Origin of the sequence: Cyclobacterium sp. SYSU L10401 (assembly GCF_010993705.1) — a bacterium.
Taxonomy (GTDB): domain Bacteria; phylum Bacteroidota; class Bacteroidia; order Cytophagales; family Cyclobacteriaceae; genus Cyclobacterium.
The window spans coordinates 1-23,793 of the sequence record NZ_WOFO01000016.1; the positions used below are offsets into that span (position 1 = coordinate 1).

Annotated in this window: 15 protein-coding genes; 5 read left to right on the forward strand and 10 right to left on the reverse strand. The window is 43.4% G+C overall.

What is annotated here, in order from left to right:
• Positions 1 to 1,675 precede the first annotated feature (1,675 nt).
• From GL182_RS23145 to GL182_RS23170, 6 genes are all read right to left on the reverse strand, one after another.
• A complete protein-coding gene (locus GL182_RS23145) occupies positions 1,676 to 2,776 on the reverse strand; it encodes a hypothetical protein (RefSeq protein ID WP_163382267.1) in 1,101 nt (366 codons plus the stop codon).
• A 1,048-nt stretch (positions 2,777 to 3,824) separates the two neighbouring features.
• Complete coding sequence (locus GL182_RS23150) at positions 3,825 to 4,280, reverse strand: Hsp20/alpha crystallin family protein (RefSeq protein ID WP_163382269.1); 456 nt, start codon at positions 4,278 to 4,280, stop codon at positions 3,825 to 3,827.
• A 175-nt stretch (positions 4,281 to 4,455) separates the two neighbouring features.
• Positions 4,456 to 5,730, reverse strand: coding sequence for a TRAP transporter large permease (locus tag GL182_RS23155; RefSeq protein ID WP_163382271.1), 1,275 nt, complete (start codon positions 5,728 to 5,730; stop codon positions 4,456 to 4,458).
• Positions 5,727 to 6,188 carry a TRAP transporter small permease gene (locus tag GL182_RS23160; RefSeq protein WP_163382272.1) on the reverse strand — a complete coding sequence of 154 codons (462 nt, stop codon included), beginning with the start codon at positions 6,186 to 6,188 and terminating at the stop codon, positions 5,727 to 5,729. Before GL182_RS23160 ends, GL182_RS23155 begins: the two co-directional genes overlap by 4 nt.
• Positions 6,185 to 7,174 (reverse strand): TRAP transporter substrate-binding protein, encoded by a 990-nt coding sequence (locus tag GL182_RS23165; RefSeq protein ID WP_163382274.1) that lies wholly within the window; start codon positions 7,172 to 7,174, stop codon positions 6,185 to 6,187. The genes GL182_RS23160 and GL182_RS23165 overlap by 4 nt, the downstream gene beginning before the upstream one ends.
• An 89-nt stretch (positions 7,175 to 7,263) precedes the next feature.
• Entirely contained in the window at positions 7,264 to 12,540 is a 5,277-nt protein-coding gene (locus GL182_RS23170; RefSeq protein ID WP_163382276.1) for a lamin tail domain-containing protein, read from the reverse strand.
• 103 nt (positions 12,541 to 12,643) lie between these two features.
• On the opposite strand from GL182_RS23170, the gene GL182_RS23175 reads away from it, so the two are divergent.
• The 3 genes from GL182_RS23175 (at position 12,644) to GL182_RS23185 (ending at position 15,628) form a co-directional block, all read left to right on the forward strand.
• Complete coding sequence (locus GL182_RS23175; protein ID WP_163382278.1) at positions 12,644 to 13,633, forward strand: aspartate-semialdehyde dehydrogenase; 990 nt, start codon at positions 12,644 to 12,646, stop codon at positions 13,631 to 13,633.
• A gap of 33 nt (positions 13,634 to 13,666) precedes the next feature.
• On the forward strand, positions 13,667 to 14,821 hold the full coding sequence (locus GL182_RS23180; RefSeq protein ID WP_163382280.1) for a class I SAM-dependent methyltransferase: 1,155 nt from the start codon (positions 13,667 to 13,669) through the stop codon (positions 14,819 to 14,821).
• Between the two features lie 507 nt (positions 14,822 to 15,328).
• Positions 15,329 to 15,628, forward strand: a complete 300-nt coding sequence (locus GL182_RS23185; protein WP_163382281.1) for a hypothetical protein — start codon at positions 15,329 to 15,331, stop codon at positions 15,626 to 15,628.
• 273 nt (positions 15,629 to 15,901) lie between these two features.
• On the opposite strand, the gene GL182_RS23190 is transcribed toward GL182_RS23185, so the two are convergent.
• Positions 15,902 to 16,354 (reverse strand): HNH endonuclease domain-containing protein, encoded by a 453-nt coding sequence (locus GL182_RS23190; RefSeq protein ID WP_163382283.1) that lies wholly within the window; start codon positions 16,352 to 16,354, stop codon positions 15,902 to 15,904.
• A gap of 981 nt (positions 16,355 to 17,335) precedes the next feature.
• On the opposite strand from GL182_RS23190, the gene GL182_RS23195 reads away from it, so the two are divergent.
• Positions 17,336 to 18,220 (forward strand): metallophosphoesterase, encoded by an 885-nt coding sequence (locus tag GL182_RS23195; protein ID WP_163382285.1) that lies wholly within the window; start codon positions 17,336 to 17,338, stop codon positions 18,218 to 18,220.
• Between the two features lie 46 nt (positions 18,221 to 18,266).
• Positions 18,267 to 19,199, forward strand: a complete 933-nt coding sequence (locus tag GL182_RS23200) for a sugar phosphate isomerase/epimerase family protein (protein ID WP_163382287.1) — start codon at positions 18,267 to 18,269, stop codon at positions 19,197 to 19,199.
• On the opposite strand, the gene GL182_RS23205 is transcribed toward GL182_RS23200, so the two are convergent.
• The 3 genes from GL182_RS23205 to nusA all read right to left on the reverse strand — a co-directional run bounded on the left by GL182_RS23205 (position 19,196) and on the right by nusA (position 23,790).
• Positions 19,196 to 19,390, reverse strand: coding sequence for a hypothetical protein (locus tag GL182_RS23205; protein WP_163382289.1), 195 nt, complete (start codon positions 19,388 to 19,390; stop codon positions 19,196 to 19,198). The genes GL182_RS23200 and GL182_RS23205 overlap by 4 nt on opposite strands.
• Positions 19,391 to 19,495: 105 nt before the next feature.
• Positions 19,496 to 22,474, reverse strand: coding sequence for a translation initiation factor IF-2 (infB, locus tag GL182_RS23210; protein WP_163382291.1), 2,979 nt, complete (start codon positions 22,472 to 22,474; stop codon positions 19,496 to 19,498).
• Between the two features lie 71 nt (positions 22,475 to 22,545).
• Positions 22,546 to 23,790 carry a transcription termination factor NusA gene (nusA, locus tag GL182_RS23215; RefSeq protein ID WP_163382293.1) on the reverse strand — a complete coding sequence of 415 codons (1,245 nt, stop codon included), beginning with the start codon at positions 23,788 to 23,790 and terminating at the stop codon, positions 22,546 to 22,548.
• Positions 23,791 to 23,793 lie beyond the last annotated feature (3 nt).

Sequence of the window (23,793 nt, forward strand, 5' to 3'; positions counted from 1 at the left end):
CATCCCGAACAGAGAAGTTAAGCCCTGCAGCGCCGATGGTACTGGGGTTACACCCGGGAGAGTAGGTCGCCGCCTCATTTATTCAAAAGCCCTTTGGTTAACACCACAAGGGCTTTTTTTATGCCCTATTACTCCAAAGCAAAGGCAATGTTCACCACAGATTACACAGATTCGCACAGATGGCATTTGGGGAAGGGATCCGAAAGACACCACAGATAGCACAGATTTAATTTGAGGATCAATGCAAAAACCCCTTATATGTTCTTCTATACCTTATGTGGTTCTTTTTTTAAACCATATAAGACATATAAGGAAATATAAGGGTTAGGGCACGTGCGGGGGAAATCCCAGCAAATTGGTATCCATCCGAGGGTATAAGAAATAGTCATTAAGGATTTTATCCAACCAGAATAGGATCCGAAGAACCCCTTATATGTTCTTCTATGCCTTATGTGGTTCCCTTTTTTCACCATATAAGGACACATAAATATATCGTAACCCCTTCCATGTCCTTATTTTGCTTATGTGGTTCTTTTTTTAAACCATATAAGACATATAAGGAAATATAAGGGTTTGGGCACGAGCGGGAGAAATCCCAGCAAATTGGTGGCCATCCGGGGGTAAAAAAATAGTCACTAAGGATTTTATCCAACCAGAATAGGATCCAAAAAACCCCTTATATGTTCTTCTATGCCTTATGTGGTTCCCTTTTTTCACCATATAGGGACACATAAATATATCGTAACCCCTTCCATGTCCTTATTTCTCTTATGTGGTTCTTTTTTAAACCATATAAGACATATAAGGAAATATAAGGGTTTGGGCACGTGTGGGTGAAATCCCAGCAAATTGGTATCCATCCGGGGGTATAAAAAATAGTCATTAAGGATTTTATCCAACCAGAATAGGATCCGAAAAATCCCTTATATGTTCTTCTATGCCTTATGTGGTTCCCTTTTTTCACCATATAGGGACACATAAATATATCGTAACCCCTTCCATGTCCTTATTTCTCTTATGTGGTTCTTTTTTAAACCATATAAGACATATAAGGAAATATTAGGGTTAGGGCACGAGCGGGAGAAATCCCAGCAAATTGGTAGCCATCCGGGGGTGTAAGAAATGGTCATTAAGGATTTTATCCAACCAGAATAGGATCCGAAAAATCTCTTATATGTTCTTCTATGCCTTATGTGGTTGCTTTTATTTACCATATAAGACATATAAGGACACATAAATATATCGTAACCCCTTCCATGTCCTTATTTTGCTTATGTGGTTCTTTTTTTTAAGCATATAAGACATATAAGGAAATATAAGGGTTAGGGAACGTGCGGGAGAAATCCCTGCAAATTGGAAGCCATCCGAGGGTATAAGAAATAGTCATTAAGGATTTTATCCAACCAGAATAGGATCCGAAGAATCCCTTATATGTTCTTCTATGCCTTATGTGGTTCCCATTTTTTTACCATTTAAGGACACATAAATATATCGTAACCCCTTCCATGTCCTCATTTCCCTTATGTGGTTTTTTTTTATACCAAATAAGTGATATAAGGGCATATAAGGTTTAGGGAGAATAAAAGTTTTCATGCTTATAGGATGTTCTTTGATGCGGGAATGTATGGATTGTCAGGTAGTAGCAATAGGTGATATTCCGTATATTTAATTAAACTTATTTTTCAATCAGGCTAAATTTATAAAAATCCAAATTTTCTTCCTCGGTGGCAGGGAAATATGAATTCATATAAAACTGACCGTCTAGTAGAAATGGATTGCGTAGCATGCGATCACTATTTTTTCCAAGGGAACTTTCCATTAGTTTTTTCCCATCTGTGTCAAATACGGATAGGTAACCAATGTTATTCATTGAATTCTCTTCATTAATGTCAATATGAAACCTGAAAATCTTATCGTTTTCAAAATCAATCAGCGGAATATCGAAGCTTGTAAATAGTGTATTTCCAATTTGAGTTGTGCCGATTGGTTCCGGTGGCGAGAAATTTGTTCCATTTTCTATCTTTAAATCCAGGCTACTCATCGTGCTATTTGCCAGATTGTACATGAAAACTTTCGATGAAAATCCGAAGCCAAACACAATGTGGTTGTCTGTAATGTTGTACTTAGGCCTTTCGTGTTGCGCATAAGTTGAATTGGGTTGTGTTTTAAACTCTTCGGGAAAAAAAATATCAAGTGGTATTAATTCGACCCGCAGGTTTTCATCTATCCTCATTTTTACAAATAAGGGATATTCCGGGTAATCCGCCTTCATTTGTAGATTTGGGCGGAATACCTGTAACACATATTCATTTTGATTGATAATCGGTACATGCGACATTGAACTTGTTATATATAAGTCGTCTTCATATTTGTCACCAAATAGGTTGTTTAGTTTGCTTAATATATCTATTTTTTTGAGCGTTTCTCCAGAATCATTGATGATGTAATAAGAAGGAAATGATTCAATTAAAAAGGTGCTGTCACTCAGGGGGAAGAAATCATTTATTCCACTTGAAATAGAATTGGGCCCATCACCTGTTTTAATGGCAATTTTCCTGATAAATATGGCTTCCACCGGGTCGGTAATGACTATATTTTTAAGCCGATCCAGGAATAAATGTTGGGGACGATCTGTATTAGCTGAATTTTCGATTGAAAATAAGGAAAAAACAGGGGACACAATCGTGTCCCCAAAAGCGATAGATTTTTTCTCAACTTCGAGTTCATAATTTAGCGCTTGCCGGAAATCTCCCGGGTTACATGCAGTAAATACCAATAGGATTGCAATGAATTTCATCTGTTAATATTTTTTTTAAGCGGTCAGATGGAATCTCGCATGATTTATAATCATCCCACTGTGTGACGGGTACGTCACGCTCGATTTCATGAGTTGGTGCAGGAAGAGTTGGGTCCATGACTATATTGATACCATTTATACTGCTCACCATTACAAACATCATGGACTGTTATATTCGCTATTAATTTCATTCCCACTATATTATTGGTTTAAATTTATAAAATATTTGTTAAGAAGAAATCTGGTAAGCGATGTTTCCCGTGAATGGTAGGTTTTTTCCTACGATTGTTCACCTTGGGAAGTCGGCAGGTAGCTGAACAGATAGGTAAAGAAGCCGCGCCTGGCACCTCCGCTAGCTGATTGGTTGACAGGTTGTTTTTTTGTCGAACTGTGGCATCGCATGCTCTTTGGTAAACGCCAAAAGGTTTTTTTAGGGCCGGGAGCAAAGGAAATGCTCACCACAGATAGTACAGATTCGCACAGATTGAATTTATGGATGAATGCAAAACCCCTTATAACCTATCATCTAACTAAACGCCTATCTTCATGATAATCTGACATTTGTTATCAAAATAGATAATAGGAGTTCCGCTCATTGATGAACTGAGTTCGATTTTAAAACTTTATGAATTATAGTACCTATTCTTTCATAAAAATGGTATTTACATAATGACTCAAACCTATTAATTATAACGCTCCCTGGAATGGGGCGTTCGCAAAAAAAATCCTCCTGCCCCCTTTTTACCTTAGATTTTGTGCAATCTGGATTCTTTACTTTATTTTTTGGTTTACATTTTTATAAACCTTATCTAGAATCGAACTCAGGTTTATATGTTCTTCTATTCCTTATATGGTTCCTTTTTTTTAAACCATATAAGTGGTATAAGGGCATATTAGGCTTAGACCACAAAGAAAAAAATCTGTGGAAATCTGGGTTCATCTGTGGTGAATACTTTAGCGGAAAAAACGAATATAAACTAGCCTCCCTTGTCGGGGAGGCTATCTGATCAATTCCCGGGATTTTTATTTATCCCACCGTAATCTGCTTAACTTCTTTTTTGATCTCTTTTTTCGGGATGGTTACCAACAGAATGCCATCCTTGTACTGGGCATTGATGTGGTCAATGTCCGCTTTCTCTTCGGGTAGGAAAAAGGATCTTTGGAAAGATTCATAGTGAAATTCCCTTCTGGTTACCTGATCCTTTTCTTCCTGCTCTTCGGTTTTCCTTTCGGATGCAATTACCAGGTGCTCATTTTCATAAGAGATGTTGAAATCTTCTTTTTTCAATCCGGGCACGGCCAATTCCAGCAGGTAATTCTTTTCATTTTCTTTGATATTTACCGCTGGTACGCTGGCCTTAAAACGGCTCATTGGGGCACCCAAATCAAAAGCCGAAGGCATGTCAAATAACCTGTCAAACAAATTGTCAAAGGCAGGTACTTGAGATTTTTTTCCGTTGTTTGCTACTTTCATCAATGTCATGGCTATAATAGTTTTGGTTTTACAATGCTTTTTCTTCACAAAAGTCAAATGATATGCCAATATTTATTTAGCTATAAACAACTGAATATTAAGACAATAAGTCATGTGGAGACTCTAAAATAAGTCAAATTGTCTAATTAAATTTTGAAATAATGCCAAAATGTCTTTCAGTGAATCAATCGTAAAACAGGCCAGGAAGCCACAGGCTGATTTCAGGAATATAAGTTAGCAACATCAAAACCACCAAACTGACCAATAAAAACGGGAAGCCTGCCTTGGCTATTTTTTCTATGGAAACCTGCCCTATACTGGAGGCAACAAACAGGCACACCCCCACAGGGGGTGTCGTAAGGCCAATAACCAAATTAAAAACCATGATGACGGCAAATTGTACGGGATCCACACCTACCTGCATGGCTACTCCCAGCAATACAGGAAAGAGAATCAACAGGGCGGCAATGGTTTCCATAAAGGCCCCTATAAAAATCAGGAGCAAATTGATCAAAAGCAATAAGATCCATTTGTTTTCGGTGAGTTCCAGCAGGCTGTTGGCTATCAAAAGAGGCAGCTCCTCCACTGTCATGATCCAGGCAAAAAGGTTGGCAAAACCTACCAGCACCATTAGGGCAGCAGTGGTTTTCGCCGATTGCAGCAAAATGGCCGGTATCATTTTTAATTTTAACTCCCTGTATACCCAAAGCCCGATGGCAAGTGCATAAATCACGGCTACGATGGAAGCTTCAGTCGGTGTGAAAACCCCTCCTATGATGCCAAAAAGAATTACAAAGGTCATCATTATGGCCCAAAAGGCTTGAAAGAAACTCTTGAAGATAAATTTTATCGGCTTCCGGCTACTTTTTGGATATTTCTTTTTGACGGCGATCAAATAGGTAGTGATCATAAATCCTACGCCCAATAACAAACCTGGAATGATACCTGCAACGAATAGTTTTCCAACGGATAAGCCTGTTAATGTAGCCGCAATGATCATGGGAAGGCTGGGAGGAATAACTGGTCCTATGGTGGAAGATGAGGCGGTTACGGCACAGGAGAAGGGAGCATCGTAACCCTCTTTTTTCATGGCAGGGATCATGACTGAACCTATACTGGCAGTATCTGCTATGGCCGTACCGGAGATTCCTCCAAATAGCATAGAGGCCCCTACATTGGCCAGGCCCAGCCCTCCTCTGATATGCCCCAAGAGGGCATTGCAAAAATTGATGATTCTTTGGGTAATTCCACTGGCATTCATCAGGTTCCCTGCCAGGATAAAACCTGGTATGGACAACAAAACAAAAACATCAATGCCGGCATACATCTTTTGAGGAATGACCATCAATGGAATATCGCTAAAGATCAGGTAAGTGAAAGCGGAAATCCCCAAGGCAAATGCAATGGGGAAACCCAGGATCAGTAAAATCAGGAACACCAGAAAAAGCAAAACGGTCATTTGAATTTTTTTAAGAGTTCAAAAATGCTGTACAGGCTGACAAAGAAACCCATTATGGCCATGGAACCGTACATAAAGGCCATATTGAGGTTCAAGGAGGGGGATTTTTGTAAGGTGACGATATCCATCAATGGAAGGCTGAATACAAACTGGGTGAACATCAGGCAGATGATCAATACTAAAATAAATGCCTCCATTTTTGATTTTGCTTTTGGGGAAAGCCGGTCCAGAAAGGTGTTCACACTTACATACCCCTTGTCTTTTACGGCCAAGGCTGCTCCGATGCTCACCAGATAAATAAAACAAAATCTGGCCAATTCTTCTGTCCAGTTTGGTGACCAGGGCAGGGCATACCTGGCAATGATCTGCAGTACAACAACTGCGATCATCAATACGAAACTCAGATTCAAAAAGAATCCCAGAATTTTATCTAATACGGGGAAGTGAGTTTTGATCATTGTACCTGCTGAATTCTATTTAGTAAATCAATCTGCTCCTCATTAAAGGTTTCCATAACCGCCCTGCTGGCAGCCTCCCTGAAAGCCTCCTTATCTACTTCTATGAATTCCATGCCTTTGTCCAGAAGATATTGATAATCTTTTTTTTCCTGTACCAGAAACAATTCGTGTTCATATTCCTGCATGACAGCTGCAGCCTCATCAATGACTTTTTGAAGGTCCGTAGGCAGCATTTCGTACTTTTTATTGCTCATGACCACATAGGCCCAGCTTTTCACATGCTCGGTAAGCATGCAATATTTTTGCACCTCGTACAAGCCTGCATCTTTGATCAGCGCAAAGGGGTTTTCCTGTCCGTGAATGGTAGATTGTTGCAAAGCGGTAAAAACCTCCGAAAAAGCCATGGGAGTAGGTTTGGCCCCTAAAGCACTCCAGGTATCTACATAAAGGGATACAGCCGGCACCCGCAGGATCATCCCCTGCAACTCATCCGGATGCCTGATGGGTCTGTTAGCTGTAAGGTTGCGTGCACCTCTTTCAAACCAGGCGATCGGCCTGAAGCCTGCAATGTCTAGTATATGTTGTTCGATTTCTTCTCCCAATGGACCACCGGCTACCTTTTTCAGGTGATCGGAATCGCGGATGGCAAAGGGGGTGGCACACAAAATGGATTTGGGCAGGCTCCAGCTTTGCAAGGACTCTCCTGTAATCATGATATCGGCACTGCCGACCAGGAGACCCGTTAGAACATCCATTTCTTTACCCAGTTGCTCGTTGGGGTAGACCTTGACTTCCAGTCGGCCCTTGGATCTTTTTTTAACTTCCTCGGCAAACTTCAGACTGGCCTGGTGCCAGCCATGTTGGCTGTTGGCCAGGTGACCAAATCGGAACACATATTCTGGTTGGTTTTCCCCTTTATCCTGGCAACCTGCCAATAACAAAAGGAGGTAAAACAAAATTACAGTCTGATACGGCTTTGGGAGCATTGTTTTTGACATCAAAACAATTGGTATGGGTTATTGCTTTTCAAATTGAATTCAAAGTACAAAAAATATTTACCACAGCCTTTTCTTTTTTAAAATTTAGCCCCAACCACTACTGTTTTTTTGATCTGCATCACCTGACCGTCCGGGTGAAACAATTCTCCGGAAACGATATAATACCCTGTGTTTACTTTTTCTCCCCTTTCATTGGTTCCATCCCAGGTATAAAAACCTGTGCTTCCCCAAATTTCATTTTGACACAACTCCCTGATGGGAATTCCTGTGGGAGAAAAGATCCTCAAGGTGGCTTGATAGCCCGGCCGGTCCATTTTGTAGGATATGGTGGTGAAGGGTTGTTCCCCGGCAGCCAATGGCACAAATACCTCAGGAGAGATGTGTATACCGAAATCTTGAGTAGGACTGTCATACACCTGTGAATTTTTGAAACCGGGGCTGGCATATCCCACATGGGCTCCTGCTGAGTGCCAATTTTCCGGATCATTGGCCGGAGAAAAAACAGAATACCTTTCCAGGGAAATGCCTTTTAAATCTCTCAAAAAACCATGATGTAAACTTTCATCATACGCCAGCTTTTCTACCCACCGCTCCTCCGGATCCAATAGAATAACCGTTCCGGACCGAATGGGATAGCTCGGCAAGGCCATTTCCAGAAAACTTTCCTTTACCCCTTTTGGATATTTCGCTGCCAGCTTTTCCACATCAGTAGTGAGCACCAGGTAGCTAAATGGATCAATGATCAGGTCATCTCCGGAAATTATCCTCCTGTTAGCGATCTCTCCATCCTCTTCATTGGCCAGTTTCCAGTTTTTCAGGTTCAACAATTTACTTGAATGGTTATAGATTTCTACAAACTTGGGACTTCCTGTAGCAGGATTAAAAAGGACCTCATTCAATACCAGGTTTCCTTCTTCCGCTTCAGCAGGGATTTTGATCCAGGCCAGGTCAGCCTCAGGAGAAATGGCGTTACCGGCACAGTCTCTCCAGGAATTTACCTGTAGCTGGTAGGCCTGGTTCTCCAGTAAGGGAGATTCCAGGACAATGATCCACTGAAACCGATTCAGCGGATCCGGGTAGGAATCCTTGATTACCAACTCAGGAGACAGATGAAATTTACTGTTGATATTATGGGGGCCTACGGGCTTTGAAAAGCGCAACAAGAGCTGGTCTTCGTTTTTGGGAATGGCCGCCAAAAGTCTGGGGGCCGTTCGGTCCGGGCTATCGTCAAATACAGCATTGATTCTTCCAGGTGTTCCCCTTTGATCACTGGTTGATGGGGTATAGTTTTCGGGGGATTCACAGGGATAGAATGGATTGATTGCCTCCAGGCTAAACCCCTTGTTGGCTATTTCTCCTCCCAGCGGCATGGAGGGATCATAAGTTACCCGGTCTATCAATTCCCCATGCGTATTGAAGAGGGAAATTTCATCACCTCCATTGAGAAGGGTAGGCCAATTTTTTAATCCCAGCACCTGGCCAAACGGATCAAAGGCTTCCTTTTCTGCGTCCGGGCATAGGATAAGGAAACCTCCCGCTGCTACCGTTGCCCTGGGCAGACTGCTTTCATTTCTTGAATTGGCGATTTTCATTCCGCCCAAATGAAACATTTGGTCAGTAGGATTGTAAATCTCAATGTATTCGCTGTCAGGTAAAGGACTACCGGGTCTTGGAGCCGGCATGATTTCATTGATGACCAATTCCTTAAAATGCGGGATTTCGGGTGGGAGGTAGGCAAAGGTCAGGGTTTGTCCGGCAATAGAGTGCCCATCCAAATCTTCCAGTTCCCGGATTTCCAAAATGACTACCTGGCCGGCTTCCCAACCGCTTTCAAAAGTAAGTAAGACCTCTTTTCCATCGTTTTCCAGGGATATGGAACTGGGAGAAATGCCATCTATGGAATAGAAGCCAGGTACCAGAGCCAGGACAGGGTTCAAAATTTTATCGAAAAACAAAAGTAGCCGGTTTTCGGGTAAAGGCTCTACTTCCAGTAATTCCGGAGGGGATGGGTCCCATGATACAGCCCTGAGACTGCCAGGTATATGGTTGCCATTTTCTCCCAGTCTGGGAGGAATTTTTAAGGTCCACAGGCTGCCAGCAGGAAGGGGCTCCTCAATGATCAATTGAATTTGACTGGGCTGACTCTTGTTGAGCAGGGCGGTTAAGCTCCGTTCGTCTTCCAGAAAACCAAATGCTCCCTCCCATGAATTGACCGTATCCAAAGGCTGTATCAGGTTGATATGTATCAACTGGCTATTTTGCACCCAAAGGTCATAAATACCATCTGCATAATGCAATTTTCCCTCAAAGGGTAAGCTCTCCTTTCCGTTCTTTGCTTGAATGGAACCGATGGAAATGGAGACACTGTCTTCCAGATGCAGTTGTTCCCGTAATTGTATTTTGACCTGATAGGCATTTTTCATCAACAAGGCACTTTCCGCCGGGGTAGCATTGATTTGATAATTTTCTGGAAAAAGCAAAGTGGCCGGATCGGGGAAGTCAGTGAAAGTCACCATAAGGTGCTGCTCATCCCATATTTCAAAGGCCCCAAGCTGAAGGAGGCTGTTGTCTATGATAATCTTTGTATCCAAAGCCGGCTCTCCTGTTTTGGCCCAAACCTCGGGAATCTTTACCTCGATTCCATCGGCTTCCAGGGGGTTTGAGGAAAGAATGATCAGGTTCAGTCCATCATTCGAAAGGAGCAGGTTTTCTGGCTTTAAGCCATTTACCCATACAGTATCCGGTAAGGCAATGGCCTTGTTCCAGACCAGCTCAAGCTCAAAGGGGGACTTTAGAAAAGCGGTATCTATCACCGGAGGGAGGGTGTCCCAAATAAAATTGCGGTTGATGGTACGGGTCATTTCCTGGCCATACAAATCTTTTAGCTGATTTATGCTGAGGCGGTAGGATTTACCCGGTTCCCAGGGAGAACCAAATTCAAGTTTTACCTGATGGGTGTCGGGCATGGACAGGGATTCAGGGAAAGCCTCGCCTTCATTTATCGTATAAAGCTGTGGGATCAGGGCCCATTTGGCATCCAAAGGTTTGTTGAAAGTCAACAGCAGGCCTGTAGCGGAGGAAACTATTAAATCACTGAGCTGTATGTTTCGGGTATCCCAGAGAAATTCCTTGCTTAGGCTAAACCGGGTATTGCCTTCCAGGTCCCTGATGCCGATTACTTCCAGGTTTAGGTTTTTATTTTGGGGGAATTCCCTGTCAAAGACAAGTAGGTAAGTATTTTCCTCCTCTTCTACAGGCAAAATCCGCTGTGGCTGCCAGGCTTCTTCTCCAAGCTTATAATTCTCCGGATTTAAAACCGTGGCCTGATCAAGCGAAAGGGCGGTCCTAAAAATAACCTGGAGAATATTTGGAGAGGAATAGGAAATACTATCCAATACATCTTCCCAGCGAAAAGAGAAGATTTCGTCAAGCAAATAGTTGCCATAGCTGTCTGCTATGCTGTCGGTTATCAATTCATATTTTTTGCCCAATTGAAGCGACTGATCGAATTCCAGGCGGATGGTATGGGCTGCCAGTTCATCAATGTGAACGGCTAAGGTTTTCGCTGGATCATCCTTAAGCCGATAATTTTCAGGCTTGGCGGCCGGTTGCTGGGAGAGTCCCTCATCGAATACCAGCAAGAGTGCATCCTCGCCTATTCCCCAGATGGCTTCCAACCGAGGAGGAGTGACATCGTATAGAAATGTGATCTCCCCGGTGGTCAGGGAAACACCAAAGCAGTCAGACAACCCCTTTCCTTTCAGTATATAAGTTTGGTTAGGCTCCATGGCCGTGGTCAACTCCAGAACCATGGAATGGTCTGAATAATCCTGCACAAGCAGTTCTTCGCCAGAAAGGGTAAACTGTGGCAGTGACTCCAGCGCTGGGGCTAAGGGTTTGGAAAAAGTCAGCAGGAGTTGTTTTGCAGATAAGGGACTTACTTTTGTTATTTCAAAAGGGCGGGTATCCGCTTCTTCGCTATAAACAGCATTTTGCTGTCCGGGTGTTCCTCCCTGGGCGGCTACTGATGCTTTCCAGTTGAAAGCATCACTGCAGGCCTGAAAGGGATTGATCCTTTCAAGGGCCCAATCACCCCGGGATTTTTCCTGATCCCGGTAGTAGCTCAGCTCATAAAAAAGGCTGTCGATCAGCTGCCCAAAGTGATCCCTGATCAATACTTCACCCGAATTATTGTTGAGATTGGGAAAGGAATTCACAGCTGCCACGGCTCCAAATGCTTCGAACACAGGTTTATTGGCTGTTGAACAAAGGATGAGATGGGAAAGTGGTTCCACCAGCACCGCTTCCACCTGCCTATTATTGATGGTAAAATCCTTTAGCAAAATGGGCTTTTCGGTTCGGTTAAGAAGTTCAACATATTCTGCACTGGCTTGATTGGGCAATACCGGATCAGGAGGGAGCATGCCCTTTGGGTTGGGGTCCGGCATGATTTCATTGATGATCAGGCTACCCGCAGGTGTGGGGCTATGCAGTTCAAATTGATGCTCCCATTCCTCATGAAGCGTTTCTTCCTGCCTTCCGGTAATCTGTTTAAATTTGATGGTATAGTTGTTGGTATACAGGTAATCATCAAATACCAACAGCAGTTTGTCCGGGTCGATTAGCCTAACATGTCTGGCCATACCATACTGGTTGTTCAGGTGGACCTCATCACTGGGCAGTTCTATGGATTGGTTAAAATGGAGCAACAGGGATGTATCGTTCTGGATTTCAACTCGATTGATGTTCAGGCCTGTCTGATGCTCCTGGATATTGATCAGGCTAAAATCATCCAGATACAGGCGGCCTGCTGAGCCGCTTCCGGAACCATATACGGCCTCCAGTAATAGGGTGACCTGTTTCAAATCCTGAAAGGCTCCGGGTATTTCCACCTGATATAAGCTATAGGGCGTATCTTCATTGGGAAAGGTATTGGCATCACCTATCTGAATCCTTTCACCAAAACCCAGCTCCGGATTTTCTGCCAGGGAGAGGTAGAGCCCTACCGGCCTGTCTCCTGATCCGTTTTTTCCGGTTTTGGCGTAAAAGGAAATTATAGGGTTTTGTAGCCCTTCAGTCGATGTTTTTATGTAAATTTGCGCATTGAAACTGCCGATCGTTTGAATGCCCAGCGCACTGGACTGGTTCAGTCCTTCGCCTGAGGCCTGGAAAACCCGGCTGCTGCCTGCGCTCAGCTCATTGGCTGACCAGCCCGGCAGAAATTCTTCAGGATGGTTGACAGTGGTAAACTTGCTTTCGAAATCCTGAATCTCAAAAGTTTCGGTTTTTGGCAGCAGCGTAAAACCTAGTATGGAAAAAGCAAGGAAACTCCATACAGAAATGATGGCTTTCACAGAATGAATATAACTAAAAGTATATAAAATTAGTATTCTTAAATAAAAAAATGTTTTTCTGATCATACATTGGGAAAACAGCACCGGTCAAAATTTAATCAACATGAAGTTAGCCGTAGTAGGAGCCACCGGTCTGGTAGGCTCAGAAATTCTTGAAGTGCTGGATGAGCACCAATTCCCTTTTGATGAGCTCTTGTTGGTCGCTTCCGAGCGTTCAGCAGGGAAAAAGATTAGTTTCAAGGGCAAGGAATATACGGTAATTGGACTCAAGCAGGCAGTAGCTGAAAAGCCGGACATTGCGATTTTTTCTGCAGGTGGAAGTACTTCCACGGAATGGGCACCCTTGTTTGCGGATGCCGGAGCCATTGTCATTGATAATTCTTCTGCCTGGAGAATGGACCCCAGTAAAAAACTGGTAGTACCGGAAATCAATGGGAAGGCCCTGCGCATCGATGACCGCATCATTGCCAATCCAAACTGTTCCACCATACAAATGGTTCTGGCCCTGGCACCGCTCAGGCAAAAGTACGGGATCAAGAGGATTGTAGTATCCACCTACCAGTCCGTGACGGGTACGGGTAAGGACGCAGTGGATCAAATGATGGCGGAAAGAAAAGGTGAAGAAGCGGCCATGGTCTATCCTTATAAAATTGACCTGAATGTATTGCCGCATATAGACGTTTTTCAGGAAAACGGCTATACCAAAGAAGAGATGAAGATGATCAATGAGACCAAGAAAATCTTTGGTGACGATAGCATTCAGGTGACTGCGACGGCAGTAAGGATCCCCGTAATGGGGGGACATTCCGAGTCGGTGAACGTAGAATTCCTTAAGGACTTTGACCTGGATGAGGTAAGACAACTCTTGTCCAACACCCCAGGCGTTATTGTGGAAGATGATCCGGCCAATAACATTTACCCCATGCCGTTGAATGCCCATAAGAAAGATGCCGTTTTTGTAGGAAGGTTGCGCAGGGATGAAACACAGCCCAATACGCTAAACATGTGGATTGTGGCCGATAATTTACGAAAGGGAGCAGCCACCAATGCGGTGCAAATCGCCGAGTACCTGTTGGCTCACAGCATGGTATAGGTGGAACTGGAAGCCCTATATCATCCAATTTTAATGCAGTTTGTGCAGGATCATCTTGATGAAGATCCTGCACAATTGCTTTTGAGGCATAAGACAATACCCGGTCTGGACATCAAGCTGGCTGCCCGGCAGATTTCCATGAGACAAAAGGCCTGGCAAAAGCTACCCGGATGGGTCAGGCATCCTTCCCTTATTTTTCCACCTGCCCTTTCCATGGAACAATGTTCGTCTGAGGCCACGGGAAAGTATAAAAGCAGTTTGGTAAAGGGAAAAACCCTGGCAGACCTGACCGGTGGTTTTGGAGTGGATACCGTCTTTTTAGGAGAGAAATTTGAGCAGGTAAGCTATATTGAGCAACAGGAGGAGCTGGTGGCATTGGCCAGGCATAACCTCCCCCAACTTCTGAAGGATCAGAAAATTGATATCCTCCATCAGGATGCCCTGTCATTTCTCAGACAAGTTCCGGATAAATTTGATTGGCTTTATGTGGACCCTGCCCGGAGGGGAAAGGGCAATCAAAAGCTGTACCGGCTGCAGGACCTGGAACCGGATGTGGTGGAAAACTGGGCTTTGCTGCAGGCAAAAGCCTCCAATATCCTGATAAAGGTCTCCCCCATGCTGGATATCAGCATGGCCAGCCGGGAACTACCGGGACTCTTTGAAATCCACGTGGTCAGTGTGAAGAACGAAGTCAGGGAATTGCTGCTTTTGTACAATGGGTCGCAGCAGCCGCTGAAAATTGTGGCCGTGGAAATCAATGGTCAGGGCCAGACTGTTTTTTCTTTTTCGCCGGAAGAAGAGCTCCATGCGGTGCCTGTATTTTCCTTTCCCCAAAAATATTTGGTCATTCCTTATGCTGGAATATTAAAAGCAGGGGCATTCAAAAGTTTTGCGGTCAAGCAGGGTTTGGCCAAACTGCAGGTGCATACCCATGTGTATACCACCGATCAATTGCCGGAGGCAGTCCCTGGGAGGGTTTTTGAAGTACTGGAAGAAATCAAGCTGGACCGGAAAATCCTGAAAAAATTGTATCCGGAGGGATTGGTCCATGTAATTTCCCGAAATCATCCCTTAAAGGCGGACGCATTTAAAAAGAAATTCCGGCTCAGAGATGGGGGAGATGAATTTTTGATTGCAGTCACGGTAATGAATGGAAAGACGGGGGTTTGGCGGTGCAAGTTGGTTTGATGTGCTGATGTGTCGATGTGCTGATGATTTGCAGGGGTTGCTGTGACTGAGGTTCCTGAGGTGCCTGCGATTCCCGCGGTGCCTGAGCGGAGCCGAAGGCAGCGGAGTCGTGATTTGTCTAAGCTAAACAATCATACTAATGCTGTTTCGTATTTGCCACGCAGAATTCAGATGAGCAGGGATTGTAAGTTTGGAACCGTAAGGCGGTTTTTTTTGAAATTATTATTTTGTTTTTGATTAATTGGTTTTATATTCAATTAATAAAATAGGCACAATGCTGGATCACTTTTTATTCATCTTGGTTGGGGTTCTTTCCGGACTTGCTTCTTTGGCCTTATTTTTATGGTTTTTGACTAAACTTAGACCTAAAATCATAATATCAGATAATATCGCATACGATGACGTGGAAATTGAAGGAACAAAAAACATTGTTTCCGTTTTAAAATTGTAAACAAAACATGGTTAAGTAAGGTATATGATGTTGAAGCTCAATTAGTATTTATTACTTTGGTTAATGCAGATGGGGGATTTAATATTTTCCTTAGCCCTATTAAACTTATTAAAGATAAATCATGGTCTTTAAATCGGATATCAAAAAATGATAAACATGCAGAGTATGCTTTTCAATTTATTACCTTAGAAGATATAAAAAGTAAATGGGGGGAAAACCAAAATGTTGAGTTAAGAGAAAAAGCCAAGCATGCGTTTAGTGGGTTTTCAAAGATTGAAAAAAAGAGATATTATAAACCAGGATTAGCCATTAAGAATGGATCATTTAAATTTGGCAATTCAATTGAAATCAGTTAATTAAATTTGATTATTAAGCTATGAAAAAGGATATCATTGGAATTTAAAACTAATGTTGGGAAAAAAAGGGGTTAATTAACCCCTTTTTTTCCCGGAAAACCAAACAAGCCTGAATGGATCGGTACCTTGTATCAATTGCAGCAAACTAAGATCCCCTGAAAAAGACAAGTACAGGAATGCCATACCGGCCAATTTGACCATTTGGATAGTGCAGGTAACTCAAAACTTGTTGGAGTTTTTGAACAATGACCCGATTTGGTATTTCAAAATCAACTAGAGTGTCCAATCAGTAGAAAAACCCATATTTTCTCCAATTTGATAAAGGGGATGAATGTTTTCTTTTAGAATATCCCCAAATTCCTCCGAATTCAACCTTGCAATGCCTTCCAGATCTTTTTTAAAAATGGTCGTGTAGTCGTAAAGCAATTTTTTATTATTTTGGTTATTTTCCAGAAAGACTTTAAATGCCTTATGTTGAATTTCGACAAAAGGATCCAGATATTCGGGTAGGGATGGAAAATTGTTGCCCTTTGAGGAGTTTACGGATCTGGTAGTCGGGATTAAATTCCAAAGCTGGTCATGGGTAACGAAACTCCAGGGAATGAAATGATCAATGGAAAGGTTTTCCAGGGACATTTCTTTATTGGAGTAAATACAAAAAATATTCCCATCCACTTTAGCCACTTCCTTCCAAAAGAAGATTGCATTTGTTAGCTTTCTTAACATCGGAGGGAATATTTTTTCTGTTAAACCAGGCACGTTTGGATTGTTTTTTTGTAAATAAATTACCAATCCCCAAAAAACAAACTTTTGTAAAATGGACAGGTGGACGTAAAAATAGCTTCTCCACTGAGGATGTAAGGTAATGGTACCCTCTGCTATTGCATAGGGGCAAAAATTGGATGGGTGGAATGGAGAATCCATTGAAGATTCCGAGATAATTTTATTTTTTTGATGATCAGGAATTCCCCTTAATTCCTTTTCAAACCAAGGAGTTAAAAACCTGAATGGGACATACCTTGAAAAATTGTTTAAAAGCTGTATAACAATGGAATTAGCTTTATTCGATTGAATTATTTTCAATAAATCCTTTTTATCGATGTTTGATTCAATGTTAAATTCCGATTTCAGTTGGGTAATACCATTGGAAAATTGATCTAATTTTCCAAAATTTAATTTGTAATGATTAATAGGATACCAAATCTCTCCGATCATTTCAATGACCAAATCGTCAATTTTAAAAGATGATTTATTTGATTTTTTAACGGTATTTAAAATGGCTAAAAACCAATAAAATTTATAAGAATTGGTGGTATTATTGAAAACACCTGAAAGTTTTTGGATGGGTAAACCTGGATCAAAGGGAATATTCATCATTTAAGCAAATAGAGATTTTACACAAAACAAATAGTAAAAACCATTTTCATTGAAAACTGGTCTGGCATTGTTGTCCAGGTATATTAAATCTTCGAACATTTTATTTTAAAATGATTTAACAGGTAAAAGGTGAATGATGGATAATTTCTCATCCTCTGGAAAATTGAATGCCTTTATCCAATATTTACCAAAAGCATTTTTATAGGAGCTATTTCTCCGGCATTTCTATAAATTTTTGAGTTAAAATTGGGTCTGCTGCTTTTTTTGATTTATTTCAAAGATAATGCATTTTAGCTGTCCTGAAAATTCACTCAATGAGACAAACCTGACATGTTCGATATCATCGGAGACATTCATGGGTACAGTGATCAATTGGAGGCCTTGCTTCTCAAGCTGGGTTACAGGAAGGAGGGAGGAGTCTATTTTCACCCCCATAGGACCGTACTATTTTTAGGTGACTACATCAATAAAGGACCAAAAATCAAGGCAACACTGGAAATCGTAAAAGCCATGGCAGACAGAGGTTCGGCCATCGCCTTGCTGGGTAACCATGAGTTCAATGCCATTAGGGACCTGTTTCGCCTGGAAAATGAGGGCTTGTCACCAAACCAATCATTTCAGTGGGAAGACAGCCTTTTGGCGTTTAATAATAACTTAAATGAATTCAAATATTATGTGGACTGGTTCAAAAGCCTGCCTCTTTTTTATGAGGATAACCGATTTCGTGCTGTGCATGCCTGCTGGGATCCGGAGCATATCGCCCATATAAGGCATAAGCGATCCAAAGATGCAGGTCCAGAGGATTTGATCGCAACAGACCCTGAATGGAACAAGGCCCTTACTGAGACCCTTAACGGAAAGGATTTGGAATTGCCCGAAAATGTCAGCATTCCAGAAAACGGCCTGGAAGCTGGGGACAGGATCAGGACCAAATGGTGGGAGGACCCCTCCCGGATGACTTATAAAGCCTTTAGCGTAGATCCGTTGGATTTGCCCGATATCCCTGTGGACTTGTCGGGGATAAAGGATTGGAAATACTATGGAGAAGATGAAAAGCCAGTATTTTTTGGCCATTATGGTCGGGCCAGGTTTTCTTCCCTCATCCGGCATAATGTGTGTTGCCTGGATTTTGGAGTGGGAAACGGAGGGTCCCTGGCGGCTTACCGAATGGATGAAAGTTCTAAATTGTCCCATGACAACCTGAAGTATGTATGAAGGATTTTTTTCTTTATATTCCCTGTCTGAACCAATTTTCCCAAAAATGAACCGAAGAACCTTCAACAAGAAAACTGCAATGGGTCTGGCAATGGCCGGCTTGTCCCCATACATGCCTTCGTTTGGCCAGTCACAGGGCAATGTCAGGCTGGGTGGTCCAGTCTACCAGAGGTACAATTCTCCGGAGCAATGGGTGTCTGCCCTGCAAAGCAAAAATTATAGGGCAGCCTACTGTCCGGTAAGTCTGGATGCCGGAGGCGATGAAATCCGGGCTTTTGAAGCAGCCGCAGAAAAAGCAGACATCGTCATTGCTGAAGTGGGTGCCTGGAGTAATCCCATCAGCCCGGACAAGGACATGGCCCGGGAGGCCTTTGAAAAGTGTACCCGATCCCTGCAACTTGCAGAAAGCATTGGCGCCAACTGCTGTGTAAACATCAGTGGATCCAAAAATCCGGTGCATTGGGCAGGACCTCATCAGGATAACCTCACACCGGATACCTTTGATCAGATTGTGGAGGTAAGCCGAAAGATCATCGATGAAGTACAGCCCGGCAGAACATATTTTGCCCTGGAACCCATGCCCTGGGCTTATCCTGACTCGGCAGAAAGCTACCTGGAGCTGATCAGGGCCATAGACCGCAAGGCATTTGGGGTGCACATGGACCCCATGAACCTGATCATTACCCCCAACTTGTACTATGGCAATGCAGCCATGATCAGGTCTTGTTTTAAAAAGCTGGGTGCCCATATCCGGAGTTGCCATGCCAAAGATATCCTGATCCGGGAAGATTATTACATGCCCCAGTTTACGGAGGTGCAGCCGGGTCTTGGAGTAATGGACTATCAGGTGTTCCTGCAGGAACTAAGCCAGCTAAAAGCCATTCCCCTGATGATGGAACACCTCGGATCAGAGGAGGAATATGACCAGGCAGCCCAATATATCCGTGAAGAAGGGAAAAAAATTGGTGTTACCGTTTAAAGCCAGTTGCTCCTTAAGGCCAGCAGGGTCAGGTATAGCAACAGGGCCGGAAGGCCATAGTATTGCAAGACCATCAGGCGGTTGCAGCGGTGCATAAACCAAAGAACCAGCACCGGGCGGATAAAGCCCAGGATCAGCCCAGCGCAGGCCAGCAGGAATACAATTTTCAGGCAAACAAGAAGGATTTCCATAAGACCAAAAAAAGGACAGCAGTGGGCTGTCCTTCTATTACTAAATTATTTGTATCACCGAGGCAGGCATAAGTCATGTGTTTGCCTGCGTCTGATTTCAGGCAATTATTTTTTGCGCTTGATTTCTTCCATTTTGTAACCTTCGAAGGTGTCACCTACCTCCAAGTCATTGAAACCTTTGATAGAAACGCCACATTCATAGCCATATTTTACCTCAGCCACATCATCTTTGAAACGCTTGAGGGCACTGATTTCTCCCTCATGTATCACGATACCATCTCTGATTACCCTGATTTTGTTTTTTCGGTGGATGTATCCATCGGTTACGTAGCAACCTGCTACCGTCCCTACTTTAGAGATCTTGAATACTTCCCTGACTTCTATATTTCCAGTGATGACTTCTTCAAACTCAGGTTCCAACATGCCTTCAATGGCATCCTTGATCTGGTTGATGGCATCATAGATGATGGAATAGTGTCTGATTTCAATTTCTTCCTGTTCAGCCAGTCGTTTGGCATTGGCGGAAGGCCTTACCTGGAATCCCAGGATAATGGCATCTGAGGCTGAAGCCAGCAGTACGTCCGATTCGGAAATCTGTCCTACGCCCTGATGGATAATGCTTACCTTGACTTCTTCTTTGGAAAGTTTTAACAGGGAATCTGACAGGGCTTCCACGGATCCATCCACATCTCCTTTGATGATGATGTTGAGCTCTTTAAAGCTTCCTATGGCGAGCCTTCGCCCAATTTCGTCCAAGGTAATGTGTTTCTTGGTTCGTAGGCTTTGCTCCCTTTGGATTTGTTCCCTGGAATTGGCGATTTCTCTGGCTTCCCGCTCAGAATCGTATACCTTGAACACATCTCCTGCCTGGGGAGCACCGCTCAATCCAAGTACTTGTACCGGGGTAGAGGGGCCTGCAGTTTCTACTTTCTGTCCCAAGTGGTCAAACATGGCTTTTACCCGGCCATAATGCTGACCAGCCAGGATAGTATCGCCGACCCTCAAGGTTCCACCTTGTACCATGATGGTGGTCACATAGCCCCTGCCTTTATCCAGAGAGGCTTCTACTACTGTACCCACCGCATTTTTCTTGGGGTTGGCTTTGAGTTCCAGGATTTCAGATTCCAGCAATACCTTTTCCAGCAAGTCATCTATGCCCAAACCGGTTTTTGCTGAAATTTCCTGGGACTGGTATTTACCTCCCCAGTCTTCTACCAACAAATTCATATTGGCCAGTTCTTCCCTGATTTTATCGGGGTTGGAATTGGGTTTATCTACTTTATTGATGGCAAAAATCATGGGCACTCCGGCCACCTGTGCGTGATTGATCGCTTCTTTGGTTTGCGGCATGACGTTATCATCTGCAGCGATTACAATGATGGCCACATCGGTGATTTTTGCACCCCTGGCCCGCATGGCGGTAAAGGCCTCGTGTCCAGGTGTATCCAGGAAGGCTATTTTGTGACCGTCAGACGTTTCCACATCATAGGCACCAATGTGCTGCGTAATACCTCCAGCCTCACCATGGGTCACCTTGGATCGCCTGATATAATCCAGCAGGGAAGTTTTACCATGATCCACATGTCCCATTATGGTGACTATAGGGGCTCTTTCTACCAATTCTTCCGGATCTTCTTCCACCTTGATTTCGGCTTCTTCTTCATCCGATTTGGTAAACTCTACATCATAGTTAAATTCATCTGCAATTATCGTAATGGCTTCTGCATCCAGTCGTTGGTTGATGGATACGAACATACCCAATCCCATGCAAACAGATATTACTTCATTGACCGAAACATCCATCAGAGACGCCAGGTCATTGGCAGATATAAATTCCGTTACTTTTAATACTTTGCTTTCCTCTGGGGTATCGCTGACCTCTTTCGATCTTTCGGAGCGCTTATCCCTTCTGTTTTTGCTTTTACCTCCGGATTTTCCCCCTCCCTGCAACCTGGCAAGGGTTTGTTTGATTTGATCCTGGATTTCTTTCTGTGTGGGTTCTTCCTTCTGGAACCTGGCATTTCCGGGTCTTGCACCGGGACGGCCGGCAGTCCCCCTGTTATTGCCTTTACGTGCACCCTGAGCAGGGCCTTTGCCTGCTGCTCCCGGAGCGCCGGGTTTGGCCCCTTCAGCTCCTCTGGCAGGCCGGTTGTCTATGCGTTTACGTGGACGCTTTTTCTTTTCCTTATTGCGCTCATCCGAAGATGCCACGGGTTTGGTTTTCTTTTTGGACTTGTCCTTGGGGAGTTCTATCTTTCCCAAAACGGTCAATCCCTTCAGGGAATCTGCCCTGGCCGAAATCACCCGATCCTCTGATTTCTCGGGCTCTTTTTCCGGCTCCTTGGCAGGGGTATCGGCTGCAGCGGTTGGTTTTTCTTCCGGAGTTGCTGGCTGCTCTTCCGGTTTTTCTGCTGCTGCTTCCGGTTTTTTATCAGGAACAGGCTTTTCTTCTACCTTATCAGCAGGCGGCTCCTGTGCCGGAGATTTCTTTTCAGCTTCTTCAGACTTTTCCTTTTCAGGGGCTTTGGCTGCTTTTTCTTCTGTTTTGGGTGCTTCTTTCTTTACCTCTTTTTCGGGCTCGGAAACTTTCTTTTCCGGAGTTTTTGCCGCAGGCTCCTGAGGTGCAGGTTTTTCAGCACTTTTTTTCTCCTCCTCAGCTGGTTTGGGGCTTTTGCCTTCCAAATCAATTTTCCCAACAACTTTTATCCCTTGCAGTTTAGGTGCTTCAGTAGAAATTTTGTCAGTATCTTTTTCTGCTTCTTTTTTCTCTTCTCTGGCTGCCGGAGCCGGTTTTTCAGGTTCAGGCTTTTTGATTTCCTTTTCCGGTTCAGACTCAGATTCAGCGCGGATGGTAAAATTTTCGTTGTGCCTTTTACCAATGGACAGATGAGAGGCCTCTTCCTTCTCCTGGGCAGAAGACCGGAACTCTTTGGCAAGCATATTGAAATGCTCCAAACTTATTTTTGAGTTCGGGTTGCTTTCTACCTCAAAGCCCTTCTTCGCCATGGACTCAACGATGGTTGCTACCCCTACATTGAGCTTTCTGGCTACCTGGCCTAATCGCATCATTTTTTCTTCTGACATACTAATACCTATTCCTGTATTTTAATATAATGCAAATATAAAGGGGATAACGAATTATCTATCGTTATTTGCTATTCAAATTCCTGTTTTAATATTTTAAATACATCATCAATCGTTTCTTCTTCCAATTCAGTTCTTCTCAAAAGGTCTTCTTTGGTAAGTGCCAAGACGCTTTTTGCCGTATCCAGGCCTGTTTTCTTGAGTTCGTCGATTACCCAACCCTCAATTTCGTCAGAAAATTCCGACAAATCCACATCTTCTTCGTCTTCATAACCAGAAAGCTCCCTGAAAACATCAATTTCGTAGCCTACCAGCCGGCTGGCCAACCTGATATTAAAGCCCCCTTTGCCTATGGCCAGAGAAACCTGATCTGGCTTGAGATAAACAGAAATTCTTTTCTCCTCTTCATTGACCTGAAGTGAAGAAACCTTGGCTGGACTCAATGCCCTGGACACATATAGATCCAGGTTGTCCGTATAATTGATAACGTCAATATTCTCATTCTGCAATTCCCGGACTACTGCATGGATCCTGCTTCCTTTCATGCCCACGCAGGCACCTACAGGATCTATGCGATCATCGTAAGACTCCACCGCTACCTTGGCCCTTTCTCCCGGCTCCCTGACGATTTTCTTGATGGTGATCAAACCGTCATATACCTCAGGAACCTCGTTTTCAAACAACCTTTCCAGAAATATGGGAGAAGTTCGGGACAAGACGATCCTGGGATTACCATTGATCATTTCCACCTTATGTACGATGGCCCGTACAGCATCTCCTTTTCTGAACCGGTCCTTGGGAATCTGTTCGGATTTGGGCATGATCAATTCATTCCCTTCCCCATCCATGAGCAGGATTTCCCTACCCAGGATTTGATAGACCTCCGCATTGATGATCTCACCAACCAATTCTTCATATTGCTGGAATAGCAAATCTTTTTCCAAATCCTTGATCCTCTGGATCAGGGTTTGTCTGGCCATCATCACTGCTCTTCTTCCAAAATCTTCGAGTTCGATTTTCTCGTAGGTTTCCTCTCCAATTTCGAAATCGGGCTCAATTTTCTTTGCCTCTGACAAACTTATTTTGTCATAATCCCAGATGTCTTCAGAATTGTCATCCACAATCTCCCTTATCCTTACGATTTCCAAATCACCCTTGTCCGCATTGATGATGACATCAAAGTTTTCATCTGTTTCATACTTTTTCCGAATCATCGCCCTAAATACGTCTTCAAGAATGCGGATCATCGTTGGTCTGTCCACATTTTTCGATCTTGCAAACTCTGCAAATGATTCAATCAGAACTTTAGCATCCATTGT

Bases quoted from the DNA above. Each gene is read 5' to 3' on its own strand.
- nusA (WP_163382293.1), bottom strand. From the start codon at position 23,790: ATGGATGCTAAAGTTCTGATTGAATCATTTGCAGAGTTTGCAAGATCG.
- GL182_RS23150 (WP_163382269.1), bottom strand. From the start codon at position 4,280: ATGACATTGATGAAAGTAGCAAACAACGGAAAAAAATCTCAAGTACCT.
- GL182_RS23200 (WP_163382287.1), top strand. From the start codon at position 18,267: ATGAACCGAAGAACCTTCAACAAGAAAACTGCAATGGGTCTGGCAATG.
- GL182_RS23165 (WP_163382274.1), bottom strand. From the start codon at position 7,174: ATGCTCCCAAAGCCGTATCAGACTGTAATTTTGTTTTACCTCCTTTTG.
- GL182_RS23190 (WP_163382283.1), bottom strand. From the start codon at position 16,354: ATGTTAAGAAAGCTAACAAATGCAATCTTCTTTTGGAAGGAAGTGGCT.
- GL182_RS23205 (WP_163382289.1), bottom strand. From the start codon at position 19,390: ATGGAAATCCTTCTTGTTTGCCTGAAAATTGTATTCCTGCTGGCCTGC.
- GL182_RS23180 (WP_163382280.1), top strand. From the start codon at position 13,667: ATGCAGTTTGTGCAGGATCATCTTGATGAAGATCCTGCACAATTGCTT.
- GL182_RS23195 (WP_163382285.1), top strand. From the start codon at position 17,336: ATGTTCGATATCATCGGAGACATTCATGGGTACAGTGATCAATTGGAG.
- GL182_RS23155 (WP_163382271.1), bottom strand. From the start codon at position 5,730: ATGACCGTTTTGCTTTTTCTGGTGTTCCTGATTTTACTGATCCTGGGT.
- GL182_RS23175 (WP_163382278.1), top strand. From the start codon at position 12,644: ATGAAGTTAGCCGTAGTAGGAGCCACCGGTCTGGTAGGCTCAGAAATT.
- GL182_RS23160 (WP_163382272.1), bottom strand. From the start codon at position 6,188: ATGATCAAAACTCACTTCCCCGTATTAGATAAAATTCTGGGATTCTTT.
- infB (WP_163382291.1), bottom strand. From the start codon at position 22,474: ATGTCAGAAGAAAAAATGATGCGATTAGGCCAGGTAGCCAGAAAGCTC.